Source organism: Snodgrassella sp. CS2, assembly GCF_050310315.1.
In the GTDB taxonomy this organism is placed as follows: domain Bacteria; phylum Pseudomonadota; class Gammaproteobacteria; order Burkholderiales; family Neisseriaceae; genus Snodgrassella; species Snodgrassella alvi_E.
Genome location: NZ_JBNPBA010000001.1, coordinates 591513 through 605959, shown reverse-complemented (window position 1 = coordinate 605959; position 14447 = coordinate 591513). Strand labels below are relative to the sequence as shown.

The following is a 14447-nucleotide window of genomic DNA, read 5'->3' as shown; positions in this document are numbered from 1 at the left end:
GCGTACAGTGAGACACTCAATTGCTGCCGATAAAAAGTTTATCATTCAGGATGCTTCATCTACCATGGCTTTAGCTAACTCAGTATGGTTCATCTTGCCATATGTACTAAGCCAGTCACGGGCAGCTTCGCGCTGATCGCAGCTTTTGGCTGCTTCTATCTGTACTGTATTCATCTCGGTATAGGCCAGTTGTGCCAGATACTGACAATTCAGCACTTGTGTAAATGAAGCTGGTGCAGCCATGGCACCGGCCGGAGTAGGGCGAAAATTGCCCAGTAATAACAATACAGCCACCAACCCGACAGTCTTCAACACATTCATGATTGACTCCATAAATTAGATAAATCTAATAATTTATTTATTTTTTGCTATATTACTTAGAAAAAAATAAATAAACAACCTAAAAATTTCTTGAAAATTAATTTAGTATTTATTTTTTTAAAATTGTTGTATAATAAAAACAAATTTAATAACGTTATTTCTAATAATTGCTGGAGTTTGTGCATGCAAACATTTAAGGATCGTCTGGCTTCACTCTGGCCAGGGGAGCGTCAATCCAAAATTGCCACAGACATAGACATGACCATGGCCGGATTCAGCCGAATCTGGCATGAAGGCGGTCTACCTAAAGCAGAAACCCTGAAACGTATCAAAGAATTGAAGGGATGCAGTATCGACTGGCTGCTCACCGGAGAAGGAGAGCCTTTTCCCGAGCAGCCTACACAGGCGGCACACGATACACTAGGTAATCCAGTGAATGCTGATGACTTTGTCTATGTGCCGCGTTATGCCATTGAAGCTGCTGCCGGACACGGTAGTCTAGTGGATAACGAAAAACCGATGTTTACCATGGCATTTCGCAAGGACTGGATAAACGCAATGATTAGCCCCGAAGTGAGCGGCTTATCAGTTATATCGGTTAAAGGCGACTCCATGGAAGGCGTATTAAATGATGGCGATACCATATTGGTGCAGCAAATGAATCATATCCGCCGTGATGGCTTGTATGTATTGCGTATCAACGACAACTTATTGGTAAAACGTCTGCAGCTGATGCCGGGAAATGTGGTAAATGTGATTTCTGCAAACGAAGCCTATCCAAGTTTCGAAATCAGGCTGGATAGCGAAAGTGACGATGTGCAGATTATTGGCAAAGTTTTATGGTTTGGCCGCTATCTATAAAATTGTGCAAAGCAGATATTAAATTATTGGTTTGAAAAAAAGATCCATAAGGTATTGCATCACAGCGTATAAGCCAGACTGATTTAGCCTACTACCGATGTACTATCTGAATCCATTAAAAAACCGTCTGAATGGCATAATTCAGACGGTTTTTTATATTTGGATAAATCTAGATTATTTTGGACTTTTATAAACACTACCATCCGCGAGTAACCATTCAGGCTCTGCACCTTTATCAATCACATCTTGATTTACCACTACCTTTTTCACATCGGTTAAATCCGGCAGAGCATACATTGTATTCAGCAATGCCTTTTCCACAATGGAGCGCAGGCCACGTGCACCAGTTTTACGCGCCATAGCCAGTTTGGCAATTGCTTGCAGGGCGGAAGGCTGTACTTGTAATTCCACACCTTCCATAGCAAATAATGCCTGAAACTGCTTGATTAAAGCATTTTTCGGTTCGGTCAGAATATTAATCAAAGCATCTTCATCCAGTTCTGCCAGCGTAGCAATCACCGGCAAACGGCCAATCAGCTCAGGAATCAACCCGAATTTAATCAGATCTTCTGGTTCCACAGTCTGAAATAACTCACTGACATTGGTATTTTCATCTTTACTGTGTACCGCCGCACCAAAACCAATACCACCTTTTTCTGTGCGCTGACGAATTACCTTTTCCAGACCAGCAAATGCACCACCACAAATAAACAGAATATTCGTGGTATCAACATTAATGAATTCCTGATTAGGATGCTTACGGCCGCCTTGTGGCGGTACTGAAGCCACCGTACCTTCCACCAATTTAAGCAATGCCTGTTGTACGCCTTCCCCAGATACATCCCGAGTAATAGAAGGATTATCACTTTTGCGAGAAATCTTATCGATTTCATCAATATATACAATACCTCTTTGCGCTTTCTGTACATCAAAATCGCATTTGCTTAGCAATTTAGTAATAATCTGTTCTACATCCTCACCCACATAGCCGGCCTCAGTAAGGGTTGTGGCATCTGCCATCACAAACGGCACATCAAGCTTACGAGCCAACGTTTGTGCTAGCAGCGTTTTACCGGAACCGGTTGGTCCAATCAGAAGAATATTGGATTTAGACAGCTCTACCTGTCCTTCTTCTTTGCCAAAACGCAGGCGTTTATAATGATTGTATACAGCCACAGCCAGTGATTTTTTGGCCGTTTCCTGTCCAATTACATATTGATCCAGATTCGCCACAATTTCCGCCGGTGTTGGCAGCTTGTCTAGGCCGCTGTCGGTATCAGTACCACCTGCCGGCTTAAATTTTTCTGCAGAAGAAGCACCTGCATTATGTAGCATGTCGTTGCATGTATCCACGCATTCATTACAGATTAATGCGTTGTCACCTTCAATCAGATTTTTAACTTCGTTTTCCGGTTTCCCGCAAAACGAACAATAACGAATTTCTTTACTCATAAACAGGTTTTCATCAGAAAAAAGAGCTTATAGCGAAAGCCGATCCAGATGTCTAAAGCGCAAATTGCCCAGATCCGGCCAAAAAACGAGTATATAATGTTATTAGCTTGATATCAAACCAAATGCTGATGTTGTTTTATCCACTTGTGAAATCAGTTTAGCAATGCAAAACTAATTAAAATATCGTTTATAAACAGCTTTTAAACAATTAAATTGGCTCAGAAAATACCGGCCGTGATTGAAATTGCCTTATAATCAATAAGAGAAACAAAATTTCGTACTGATAATTTGTACGTTTAAACACGCCTCTCAACCATAGGTGTAGCCTAGCCGCACCTTTCGTACGTTCAGAATAAGCAACTAATAGAGAATTATATAACCCTCACACAGGGTCAAAAAGGAAGTTATCATGTCACGTTTATCTTGTCTGCGTCGCTGGCAGTGGGTAAGCTTGTTAAGCAGTAGCCTGTTTTTTGCCGTACCTACGGTAGCCGGTGATCTAGATGTTCTCGGCAGATTTATCGAACAAAAACAGGCCGGTGGCCAGTCTGACACCCTCAGCTCATTTATCAGTAACCACCCAGATGCCAATCTGGAAGCTCGCGCACAAATTGCCGGTCCTTTATTAAGTTCACAATCGGCCTTGATTATGAACAATCAAACCGGAGAAATCCTTTATCAAAAAAATATTAATCAAGTTCGTTCCATTGCTTCCATATCCAAGCTTCTCTCCGCCATGGTGGTGCTGGATGCCAATCAGAATATGAACGAGCCGATTACCATCACCGATGCTGAAATAGACCGGCTGAAAAACTCCACCAGCCGTCTATCTGTTGGCACAGTGATGACGCGGCGCGAATTGCTCCACATCGGACTGATGAGCAGTGAAAATCGTGCTATCCATGCGCTGGCACGCACTTATCCAGGAGGAATGCCGGCATTTGTAGAAGCCATGAATCGCAAAGCAGCCGAGCTGGGTATGAATAATGCACGTTTCTACGAACCAACCGGCCTCGACCCGCGTAATCAGGCTACTGCACGCGATCTGGCATTGTTGGTACGTGGCGCCAGCCAATATCCGCTTATCAGACAATATTCCACTGATAATTCCGGCTCAGTTTATACCAGTAATGGCCGCGTAGAGCAGTATCATAATTCCAACGCACTGGTACGTGAAGGTGTATGGCCGATTGCTCTACAGAAAACTGGCTATATCCGTGAAGCTGGCCGCTCCATGGTGCTGCTTACCAGTGTACAAAATCAACCCGTGACCATCGTGCTGCTTAATTCTCCAAGCTCCACCACCCGTGTTAGTGACGCTCGTGCGTTACGTTCATGGGCGATGCAGCAGTCTCTCTGATTATTGTACTAACATTGATTACCCCGTTAGCAATAACGGGGTTTTTGTTATCTTGCCGATAAACCTGACTGCTGAGTAACTTAGACAACACAGCGGAACGTGCTAACATTAGAGTAAACACCGGAATCAATTCTGAAACAGACAACAGGAAAAGGTACAGATATGGCTATATTAATTACAGGTGCTTCTGCCGGTTTTGGTGCCGAAATGTGTCGGGTAATGGTTCGTGCCGGATATCAAGTTATCGGTGCGGCGCGGCGGTTGGAAAAACTACACCAATTACAAGCCGAGCTGGGTACCACCTTTTTACCCCTGCACATGGACGTTGCCGACAAACAAAGTGTAGATAACGCGCTGGCCTCCCTGCAAGGCACATGGGCAGATATCGATTTATTGGTGAATAATGCGGGTCTGGCATTGGGTATGGAGCCCGCTCAGGAAGCAAACTATGCCGACTGGGAAACCATGATTCATACCAATATTCTTGGTTTAACCTATGTTACCCGTCAGATACTGCCACGCATGGTAGCCAAAAATGCCGGTTATATCATCAACCTTGGCTCAACTGCTGGTTCTTGGCCGTATAAAGGCGGCAATGTTTATGGTGCCACCAAAGCTTTTGTGCGCCAGTTCAGCCTCAATCTACGTACCGATCTGGCCGGTACCCGCATACGTGTCACCAATATCGCCCCGGGCCTGTGTGGCGATACTGAATTTTCTAATGTCCGTTTTCGCGGCGATGAGCAGCAAGCTGCGGCTGTATACGAACACATCAGCTATCTGCAACCAGCAGACATCGCCAATACCGTGTTATGGCTCTATCAGACACCAGCTCATATGAATGTAAACCACATTGAAATTATGCCTGTAGCACAAACATTTGCCGGCCTAAGTGTAACCCGTGATTTGGATTGAGGCTGATTAGAATGAGTAGTAAGACCGTGTGGCAGTCCAAAGCTGAAGAAAAAGCCCGCATCATTGCTCAATGTGTCCAGCACAGCGTCACCATCACCCAATTGCGCGAACAAGTTCTGGATATTGTATTAAACATGAGCGGTGTCATTAAAGCTTATCAAGTACTGACACACATGCAGCAACACAGCAGCAGCACCATCGCTCCGCCAACTGCCTATCGCGCATTAGACTTTTGGGCAGAGCAGGGTGTATTGCATAAAATACCAGCGGTAAACGGTTATATTCTCTGTCGCCATGTGCAGCATGAATGTGATAGTGATTGTCATGAAGATGACATCCACCACAACGATTTTGTACTGGTTTGCAACCAGTGCGGTACTGTGGATGAACAAAGCCTGAGCTCTGAATGGGCAGCTCTACGCCGGCGTGCAGCCGACAATGGTTTCATATTGAATGATGAACACATCGTACTTACCGGAATCTGCCTGCATTGCCAGCTAAAGCCAGCCTAAAATATCTCCCTGAATTCAATCAGTTTTCCGCCTGCCTGCTATTCCAAACTTCAGGCTGTGCGGATTTTCGCCATATTTCAACAAGCATTATTCAGTCTTGCCAAAGTGCCTTCACTCTTTAGAAACCATAATGAACGATTAGATTGCCATTACCCCAGCAGCTATCCCTGATACTTAAAAGGCTTAATAGATGTAAACAGCTTCTTCAAGTTATCTTCGATATCATTAATATCATCCAAATAAAGAATCCAAAGTTTTTTCCGTGCGCGAGAGCAGGCGGTATAAAACAGATTACGGCTATTCTCCAATTTTCTGGTTTCCTCTTCCGTATACGGTTTATTCTGGCTCTAGAGACAGACTGGCAAAAAAAATTTTAAAATTATTTTTATTGTTTCTCCTAAGGTTATATCCCAAGATTATTGCTACATTGTTATATTTTTATCTTGGTGCCATCATACGTTTTGTATTGAAATGTTTGCAGCTTATCGTGCTCATTGTTGAAAAGTCATCCATTGCTGTCATAAATCTAAGCCACTGTTCAGAATCTTTTTTATAGCTGAGTTTCTCTTGTTGATTTTTTATCTATTTGTTTATCTGTTAGTTTTACATCGGGCTTGGTTTTTCCTTCTATCCAAACATTTCTTCATGCAGCAGGCCATCAGTATAGCCCTCAATTGTTTTTACGTAATTCATTGATTCTATGCTGGAGAAAATACTTTAACGACTCAATTAGTACGTAGGTTTTATCAGCACACCCACCAGCTTGAATAATATAACTATCAAAATTATCAATGGCTCTAAATATTTTCTGATGTATTTTTTATTGTTGGTCGTAATTGGCTTTCAAACACATTTTTATCCTCTTAATTTTTATTAAGTTAGTTATTCAGTTAATTCAAACCATCCAGAATATATATTTAGGTAATGCTTTTATATTCGATAATGAATCTGTGTCTATAGTAATGATGGTGAAAGTAGCGCACTGTCAAATTTGGTATTGCTTTATTTATATTAATTTTTAGCTGTAATTGAAACAAACTTTCAATATAAATCTGTTCGTTTGAATAAGGATTTTAAATAATTTTGAGAAAGCTGTTTCTAGTAATGCAATAATACTCAAATTTATTGTAGTTTGTTTGAATAATTACCTCTTCAGCAGCCCGAAAGGCATTTCATTGACAAGATGATAATCTAGTAGAGTTTTAGCAGAAATTCCTTTTTTTGATAATAGTAGTGAATAAAGAATTATTATTTTGTATTAATGACAATTTCTAGTGACAGAATAAACTAAAAGTAAAAAATTGAACAGATTTTAAAATTAACTAATAATATTAATATATTAATTAAAATAGGTATGACAAACATTTATTCATGTGTTTAATCTAATTTAAAAATTTATTTGCCAGTCAAATATCTTAAAAAAATTTGCATGTAAAATAAGTTGAGGCTATAAATAATTTTCATTCAACAGTTCTGGCAGCGGCATTCAGTTTAAGGAGATACATATGAACAACATCTCAGTGGGCATTGTGCAGATGGTTTCTGGCACGAACGTGGCGGAAAATATTCAGTCTATGCAGCGTCTGGTGCGGCAAGCTGCGGCTGCTGGGGCTGAGTGGGTAGTGTTACCAGAGTACTGGCCCATTATGGGGCAGAATGATACTGATAAGGTGAAGGTGGCTGAAGTCTTTGGCGATGGACCGTTGCAAACCGCTTTAAAATCGCTGGCCGCTGAATTGGGTATCGTACTCTTTGGCGGTACCATACCATTACAAAGCACAGATAAAGCCAAAGTGCTTAACACTATGATGGTATACGGCCGCGCTGGTGAGCTGCTTGGCTTTTATCATAAAATGCACCTGTTTGGATTTGTGGGTGCCAATGAAAGTTATGCAGAAGCGGATACGATTTTGCGAGGCATGGATGTGCCGCAGTTAAAAGTAGATGATGTTTCCGTAGCTCAAGGCATTTGTTACGATCTACGTTTTCCTGAATTCTTCCGGGCTCAACTGCCTTTTGATGTACTTGTACTGCCCGCTGCTTTTACCTATACCACCGGTAAAGCGCACTGGCACACGCTAATAACCGCACGTGCAATTGAAAATCAATGCTATCTTCTCGCATCAGCACAAGGTGGTACACATCAAAACGGCCGCCGTACCTTTGGTCACAGCATGATCATTAATCCATGGGGCGAAGTGCTGGCCTGTTTGCCGGAAGGTGAGGGTGTGATTACCGCGGAGCTGAATAATGATTTTCTGCAATCAGTACGCAGTAAATTACCGGCACTCCAGCATCGCATATTGTAATCAGGAATGATTTGGTTCAATAAAATAGCAACCTTCGCACTGGAACTGACGAGTTTGATAGACGTTTTGTCTAAATAATCAAATCTGTAATCATTTAAACAGGACAACAGCAATCATTACTTGTCCAAAAAAGAGAATCATGGCATGATTATCGATTAAATTTTGACTATATAAAGTTAAATGTTGAATTTTCTATCAAATTTTGATTTAGGAAGCAGTGGGCAGTTATGAGTGGTGGAACTAAGAAAAAATCGCATTCGCAATGGAGCTCGCGGATGGGCTTTATGCTTGCCGCAGCAGGTTCGGCAGTGGGTCTGGGCAATATCTGGAAATTTCCTTACATGGCAGGGCAGATGGGTGGTTCTGCCTTTGTGCTGACCTATCTGATATGTATGTTTATCATTGGCCTGCCGATTCTGGTTGCGGAATGGTTGATTGGTCGCCGCGGTCAGAAAAATCCGATTCATACCATGGAAGATGTAGCTGCTGCTGAAGGGCGTTCTAAATCATGGCGCTGGGTAGGGATTATCGGCGTTTTAGGCTCATTCTTGATTCTGTCTTTCTATAGCGTGATTGGTGGCTGGGCTACCGATTATATCTTTCTGGCCGGTAGTGGTACCTTTAAAGGACTGCATGGCGATGGTACCAGTCAGGTATTTCAGCAATTTCTCGGTAGTGTAAGTCATCTGCTTACATGGCATACAGTGTTTATGTTTGCAACTGCATTGATTGTTGCCATGGGTGTAGGAGCCGGTCTGGAGCGTTCTTGTAAAATCATGATGCCGGGGTTGGGCGTTTTGTTGATTGGTCTGGTGATTTATGCGGCGGTTGTCAGCGGCCCTTCCTTTGGTAGAGCATTCACTTTCCTGTTTACCCCAAATTGGTCCGCAATTACCGGAAAAGCAGTGTTAGCGGCTCTTGGCCATGCCTTTTTCAGTTTATCGCTTGGTATGGGAATTATGATGGCCTACGGCTCCTATCTGGGCAAAGATGTTAATCTGATTTCTACTGCTCGTACTGTGGTGATTCTGGACGTTATCGTTGCCATGTTATCCGGCATGGCCATTTTCCCTCTTGTATTTGCCAACGGTTTGCAACCGGGTGAAGGCCCTGGCCTTATCTTCGTGACTTTACCAATTGCTTTCGGTAATATGGCTGGCGGTACTATCATCGGTATTCTGTTCTTTATTTTTCTCACTTTTGCAGCACTGACATCTTCAATTTCATTACTGGAACCAACAGTCGAACTGTTGGAAGAAAAAACGCACCTAGGCCGTAAATCCGCCACTCTGGTAAGTAGCGTGGTTATCTGGGCATTGGGTATTGCCTGTCTGTTGTCTTTTAATGAATGGCAGGATGTAACTATTTTCGGTAAAAATATTTTTGACAGCTTGGATTACCTCACCAGTAAACTGATGTTGCCATTAACTGGTCTGGGTACCATTATTTTTGCTGGCTGGATGATGAAACAGGAAACCATCCGGCAAGAACTGAATTTAAGTCCAGTCATATTTGCTGGGTGGAAATTTTTATGCCGAATCGTTATTCCAGTGGCAGTGATTGCTATTCTGATTTACGGATTTATGTAATGTTGGTATAATTATTATTAGAATATAGGTTTATCACCAATAAAAGCACAGGCCGGCAAAGAAAAATGCCGGCCTGTGCTTTTATTGGTAGGTTTTGTAACTATTTGATTTTTATAAAAATAAATAAAATAGTTTATATTTTATCTAGATATAGTTCAATCTTAAACTAGCTTTTATAAAAGCTTCTAAATCATTCTTTTGTATAGTGAATTAGTGCTGCATAAGTCATGCTGCTCGCTTTTAAATGATCTATTTTTCTACCATTTAATACCATGGATTCTTTTTCCATCTGGTTTAAGCAGCAAAATGAAGAAAATGTGATATCGTTTTATGCTTAAGTAATGAAAAGCTATTATGCAGAAATTATTTTTTAACTAAGTTGATAATACTTATGCTCTCCATCTTTGTGCCGATATTTTGAACTGGATGCAATTAAAATATTAGCATCTGATGATAAAAAACAAAATTTTGGATGATAAATATTTAAATTTTTTTCCGTTTCATCAAAGCGCTGCAGATATGTCGAATACCGAAATCTTTAAAAGTAAGCGGATAAATCATTTTTGTGGCAATAGCTCGCTACAGCACATTAGCAAATAAATTACCTAATATCAGCTCCTTCACATCGTTACGCCTGCCTTGCGCGCAATTGCTAAGCCTTCTTCCACACTCATATATTGCGGTGGCTGAACACAATCTCGCAATACAATCGCACCCTGACTAAACATAACTAATTCATTTACAGCCAGTTGTTGCCATTGTTCGTTACAGGTAAGGGGTAGGGTGGCGATTACAGCTACTCGGTCGTGTGGTGTAGTCACCGCAGAAAAATCAATCGCCACATCTTCATCTGATAGTACGGCCTTACCAAACGGCGCCTGTCGAATAATATAAAAGAGCAGGGTACTGGCATGGGCGATTAACCAGTCGCCATTCGAAAGCATATAATTGAATAGCCCATACTGGCGCAGCTCAGCTGTGATTTCTGCAATTGTTTTGAATAATACTTCACGCTCAGGTTTATGGCGAAAACGCTGGCGAAGCTGTTCCAGTAGATAGCAAAATGCCTCTTCCGAATCAGTGGTGCCAACCGGAGTAAAATATTCTCCTTCGGCTGGTTTGAAACCGCGTAGATTACCATTATGTGCAAATACCCAGTATTCTCCCCATAGTTCGCGTACAAAAGGATGAGTATTTACCAAATGCACTTGTCCCTGAGTAGCTTTGCGGATATGTGCGATCACATTTTCAGATTTGATTTTATATTGCTGCACTAAATCGGCTACAGGTGAGCTGGCACAAGGTTTATCATCTTGCAGGAGGCGTACCCCATGGCCTTCGAAAAAAGCAATCCCGAAACCATCCGCATGATTATCAGTTAACCCACCGCGTAAACGAAATCCTTCAAAAGAAAACACGATATCTGTAGGGGTATTGCAATCCATGCCTAACAACTGGCACATACTAATATTTCTCCTTCAATCAATAAATACTGTAATAATAATGTTGCACTATTTTAAGATTATACAACCTGATTAAAGTAATCCATAATTCAAGCGCATAAATCATGATAAAAAGCCTGTAACTGTGGTTACAGGCTTACTTTTAGACTACAAGAGTAGACACTGACTTTTATAGTACTGATGAGGACGATAAAATCTCAGCAGAAGAAGTAAAAGCTTTATATTGAGCTGAAGAACACGCCATACCAGCAACAGCAAATCCTCTATCCATGCTGGCGATGGCCTGATTGAGTAAAGCCGCCGTCGCATGATTAAAAACCTCATAGTCAGCGTTTGCCGCTACTGTAACATCCTTTACTGGTTTGCTGATTGCTGCTGCAAATGTGTTTTCTGCTACCATATCCTGTGCATCATTGTCTCTTAAGATACCAGCATCTGGAAGCATCGTTCTTATATCCGGCCAGTTAAAATATTGTTGTTTTAACCCTGAAGCATTACTGTAAGAATCATCTGAATCTCGCCGCAAACAATCGTCTATAGCATTTATCTGACGGCTCTGAATAGCACTACTGATTACTTCGTTCTATGTGACAGGGCTAAGCGTTTTTTTCTTGGTGATCAGATTTAATAAGGTCTTACCTTGCTTACTATCTTCTGTAAAAATGATATTAGCTAAATCTGAATCTTTTTTCTTGTTCTTAATATCATAGCCAACCAGTTAAATAGCATCGCCATTCACTTTGTTTTTAACCATTATCCCATCTTTATAAGCGGTAAAAGAAAGCGATTATAAGTTGTCCACTTTAATATAAGACAAGCTATTATGATCATCAATGGTTGTAATTCCGTCACCATTTTCCGCAATGTAATAATCATCTAGCTTTAGTATACGTTATTAATGAATTTCTCATACTGAAGTCTCCAGTCATATTGCTGGATAAATTAGCATAGAATTAAGACAATTCTAATAAAAAATATAATTCTACTTATGAAATTAATGATTAAGTCGTAATAAAAGAATTTTTACCGTTAGTTTCTTGGTTCAAATTATTTTTAGCTTTGTATCGTTGAAAAGAATTGAAATGCTATAGAAATGTTAAAAATTAAGGTCCAAGCAAATTTTTTTTTGTAAAATCTAGAAATAATCGTATTTTATTTGTTCTTAAAGAATTATTAATTTTTAAAATATGCGTATTATTTGGTCTGAGAAATTATCTAATATAAAAAATTACCTGCCAGCAATACTGGCAGGTAATATAAAATATGCAGCCTACAAATCTAATTAGCCCCAGTACGCTGCAATATTTGCCTGTTGGGTAAATTGTTGCATTTGGCTAGCCATATCTGGGGAATTAAAATCAGAACTATTGGTAAAGGTAGCCATGGTTTCAACCAGTTGTTGGATTTGTGCCGCGTTTATCTGCTTATTGTCGGCTGTGTTAACGCTATAATGCTGAAAACTTTGATCTGCAAACCAATTCTCAATTCTAACCTGATCATTGGTACCAATATGGCAGATCAACAAGGAATCATTTTCTTGCCTGAACCACAACTCTTGGCTACTGTAATCAGTAAAACTCAATGAGTTGATTTCGTTAGAGTTGGTGTCCCATTCCATTACGGTATCTTGCCCGTGGTTAGCAGCAAAGATATAGCGATCAGCTCCAGCTCCACCATCCAGATAATCATTACCTGTACCACCTATTATGATGTCATCTCCATTGCCAGCAAAAATCACATCATTTCCCGCACCTGAATTTATAACATCATTTTTTTCAGTACCTAATAAGTAGTCATCTCCATCGGTACCGTTAATTGGTAGATTATCAGGTACTTCGCGTGCATTTATCACGCCATCATCAAATATAAATTTATAATCCTGATAATATTGACTATCAAAAAATTTTTCTAATGTAACTGAATCATCGCTGTTATAAGCTTGAACTACTAAATCATTATTTATACGGACAAATTTAACATTACTTTTTATACCGCCTTTAAAGATAAGTTCATTTGATAATGCTGAATTTAACAAGTAAGCAGATTCACCGGCATCATCGATAGTATCTTGACCATGGCCTTCTTCAAATAAGTAAATATCTTTATGATTGTGAGAACCTCTCATACGGTCATTACCTTGACCGCCAATAAAAATATTATAATTTCCTGCCCCATTCAAAATATCATCACCGTCACCTCCATCAAGAAAATTATATTCATTTAGTCCATCTAATCGGTCGTTGCCATTGCTGCCAATTAGTTGGTTCATTGTTTCCAAAGTTTCTGGATCGTAGCCTGATAAAATATCATCTGTATTTGATGCTACCTGCTGCATTCCTTGTAACAAGAAAAGGTCTAAATAATCTGTCATACTCTGGCCACTTTGTTGTGCCAGTTTTTGCGCTACGCCACCTATATCCAATATTTCATCTTCGAAGCTGAAGTTAAAAGCACGATGAAATGCATCTTTGAAATAATCTGTCAGTCTGACGCTATCATCGCTATTGTAAGCATACACAACTAAATCATCACCATCGCGCATGAATATCGCATCCGAGGCATTGGCACCTTCAAATTTTAAAGTATTGGTCTGATTCAATTCGGGTAGCAAGTCGTAGCCCAGATCTTCGATAATATCTTGGCCATGGCCTTTTTGGAAAATATATTCGTCACTTTCCCAGTCCCCACCTTTTAGGTAATCATTGCCGGCTCCGCCAATTAGAATATCATGTCCACTGCCTCCGAAAATATGGTCGTTTCCATTTCCTCCATCTAAATAGTCGTTTCCATCTAGGTTTGCGAAATCAACATAACTTCCGCCGTAGATAAAATCATCGCCATCGCCGCCGTAAATGGTGTCATTGCCTAATCCACCCATTAATTGATCATCACCACCATTTCCATAAATAACGTCATCACCATCCCCACCATTCATCGAATTGGATTCATTGCTTCCATGTAAGATATCGTTTCCAAACCAGCCTTCTATAACATGGGTATCGTTTACTTCTGAAGAAGAAAAGGGAATCTTGGCTAGATCGTTTATCGTGATGATTTTATCATTAAAGATAAATTTGTAATTTCTGTATTCTGCTTGACCATTATTTAAGAAAAAAGAGCGTAAGGTTACTGAATCCTCACTATCGTAAGCTTTGATTATTAAATCATTACCCGAACGGCTAAATATAGCATTGGTTGAATTGGCATTGGTAAACACCAGTTCGTTAATTTCATTTTCAAAAATTTGTGCTTGATTAGGATCAATATTATTTTCGTAAGTAAATATAGTATCGTCTGGCTGGCTGGCTATACCTTTATCTTCGATGATGTCTTGGCCATGGCCTTTTTGAAAAATATAACGGTCTTTTTTGTAATCGGTGCCTTTCAAAGTCTCATTTTGAGCAGTACTGATAATTGTGTTTACATTTGTTGAAGACATATTTTTCCTTTAGAAATATGTAATGCATTAAAAAGAAATAAGATTCAAATCTATAAAAATTGAATTAAAATGAAAATAGTATACTATTTCCTAGTTTTTCAAATGCTAATGTTTTATCCTCCATGAAGTGGTAAGAATATGACCAAATGTTTCCGCTATTTAATATCTTTTGTGATGAATTACTTATTTATCAATTACAAAGTAATTTTTAATTACAGATAACTTG

Annotated in this window: 11 protein-coding genes; 6 read left to right on the top strand and 5 right to left on the bottom strand. The window is 40.0% G+C overall.

Annotated elements, in window-relative coordinates; translation table 11 throughout:
• Positions 1-45 precede the first annotated feature (45 nt).
• Complete coding sequence (locus ACQP6D_RS02830; protein ID WP_427857373.1) at positions 46-321, bottom strand: hypothetical protein; 276 nt, start codon at positions 319-321, stop codon at positions 46-48.
• A 183-nt stretch (positions 322-504) separates the two neighbouring features.
• Here ACQP6D_RS02830 and ACQP6D_RS02825 point away from each other — a divergent pair, with 183 nt between their 5' ends.
• Positions 505-1182, top strand: a complete 678-nt coding sequence (locus ACQP6D_RS02825; protein WP_100139851.1) for a S24 family peptidase — start codon at positions 505-507, stop codon at positions 1180-1182.
• A 174-nt stretch (positions 1183-1356) separates the two neighbouring features.
• On the opposite strand, the gene clpX is transcribed toward ACQP6D_RS02825, so the two are convergent.
• The gene (clpX, locus tag ACQP6D_RS02820) at positions 1357-2634 is read right to left on the bottom strand and encodes an ATP-dependent Clp protease ATP-binding subunit ClpX (protein WP_267408178.1); all 1278 of its coding nucleotides are present in this window, start codon (positions 2632-2634) and stop codon (positions 1357-1359) included.
• A 409-nt stretch (positions 2635-3043) separates the two neighbouring features.
• Here clpX and ACQP6D_RS02815 point away from each other — a divergent pair, with 409 nt between their 5' ends.
• The 5 genes from ACQP6D_RS02815 to ACQP6D_RS02795 all read left to right on the top strand — a co-directional run bounded on the left by ACQP6D_RS02815 (position 3044) and on the right by ACQP6D_RS02795 (position 9319).
• Positions 3044-3994: a D-alanyl-D-alanine carboxypeptidase family protein gene (locus ACQP6D_RS02815; RefSeq protein ID WP_100139853.1), complete on the top strand. Its 951-nt coding sequence runs from the start codon at positions 3044-3046 to the stop codon at positions 3992-3994.
• 162 nt (positions 3995-4156) lie between these two features.
• Positions 4157-4909 carry an SDR family oxidoreductase gene (locus tag ACQP6D_RS02810; protein WP_100152321.1) on the top strand — a complete coding sequence of 251 codons (753 nt, stop codon included), beginning with the start codon at positions 4157-4159 and terminating at the stop codon, positions 4907-4909.
• 11 nt (positions 4910-4920) lie between these two features.
• Positions 4921-5421, top strand: a complete 501-nt coding sequence (locus ACQP6D_RS02805; RefSeq protein WP_267408176.1) for a Fur family transcriptional regulator — start codon at positions 4921-4923, stop codon at positions 5419-5421.
• A 1505-nt stretch (positions 5422-6926) separates the two neighbouring features.
• Positions 6927-7730, top strand: a complete 804-nt coding sequence (locus ACQP6D_RS02800; RefSeq protein ID WP_427857372.1) for a carbon-nitrogen hydrolase family protein — start codon at positions 6927-6929, stop codon at positions 7728-7730.
• Between the two features lie 227 nt (positions 7731-7957).
• Positions 7958-9319, top strand: coding sequence for a sodium-dependent transporter (locus tag ACQP6D_RS02795; RefSeq protein WP_427857371.1), 1362 nt, complete (start codon positions 7958-7960; stop codon positions 9317-9319).
• Positions 9320-9939: 620 nt separating this feature from the next.
• On the opposite strand, the gene ACQP6D_RS02790 is transcribed toward ACQP6D_RS02795, so the two are convergent.
• The 3 genes from ACQP6D_RS02790 to ACQP6D_RS02780 form a co-directional block, all read right to left on the bottom strand.
• Positions 9940-10782 carry a class II glutamine amidotransferase gene (locus tag ACQP6D_RS02790; RefSeq protein ID WP_100152327.1) on the bottom strand — a complete coding sequence of 281 codons (843 nt, stop codon included), beginning with the start codon at positions 10780-10782 and terminating at the stop codon, positions 9940-9942.
• Positions 10783-10951: 169 nt separating this feature from the next.
• Positions 10952-11227, bottom strand: coding sequence for a hypothetical protein (locus ACQP6D_RS02785; protein WP_427857370.1), 276 nt, complete (start codon positions 11225-11227; stop codon positions 10952-10954).
• An 837-nt stretch (positions 11228-12064) separates the two neighbouring features.
• The gene (locus tag ACQP6D_RS02780) at positions 12065-14221 is read right to left on the bottom strand and encodes a calcium-binding protein (protein ID WP_427857369.1); all 2157 of its coding nucleotides are present in this window, start codon (positions 14219-14221) and stop codon (positions 12065-12067) included.
• Between the last annotated feature and the right edge of the window lie 226 nt (positions 14222-14447).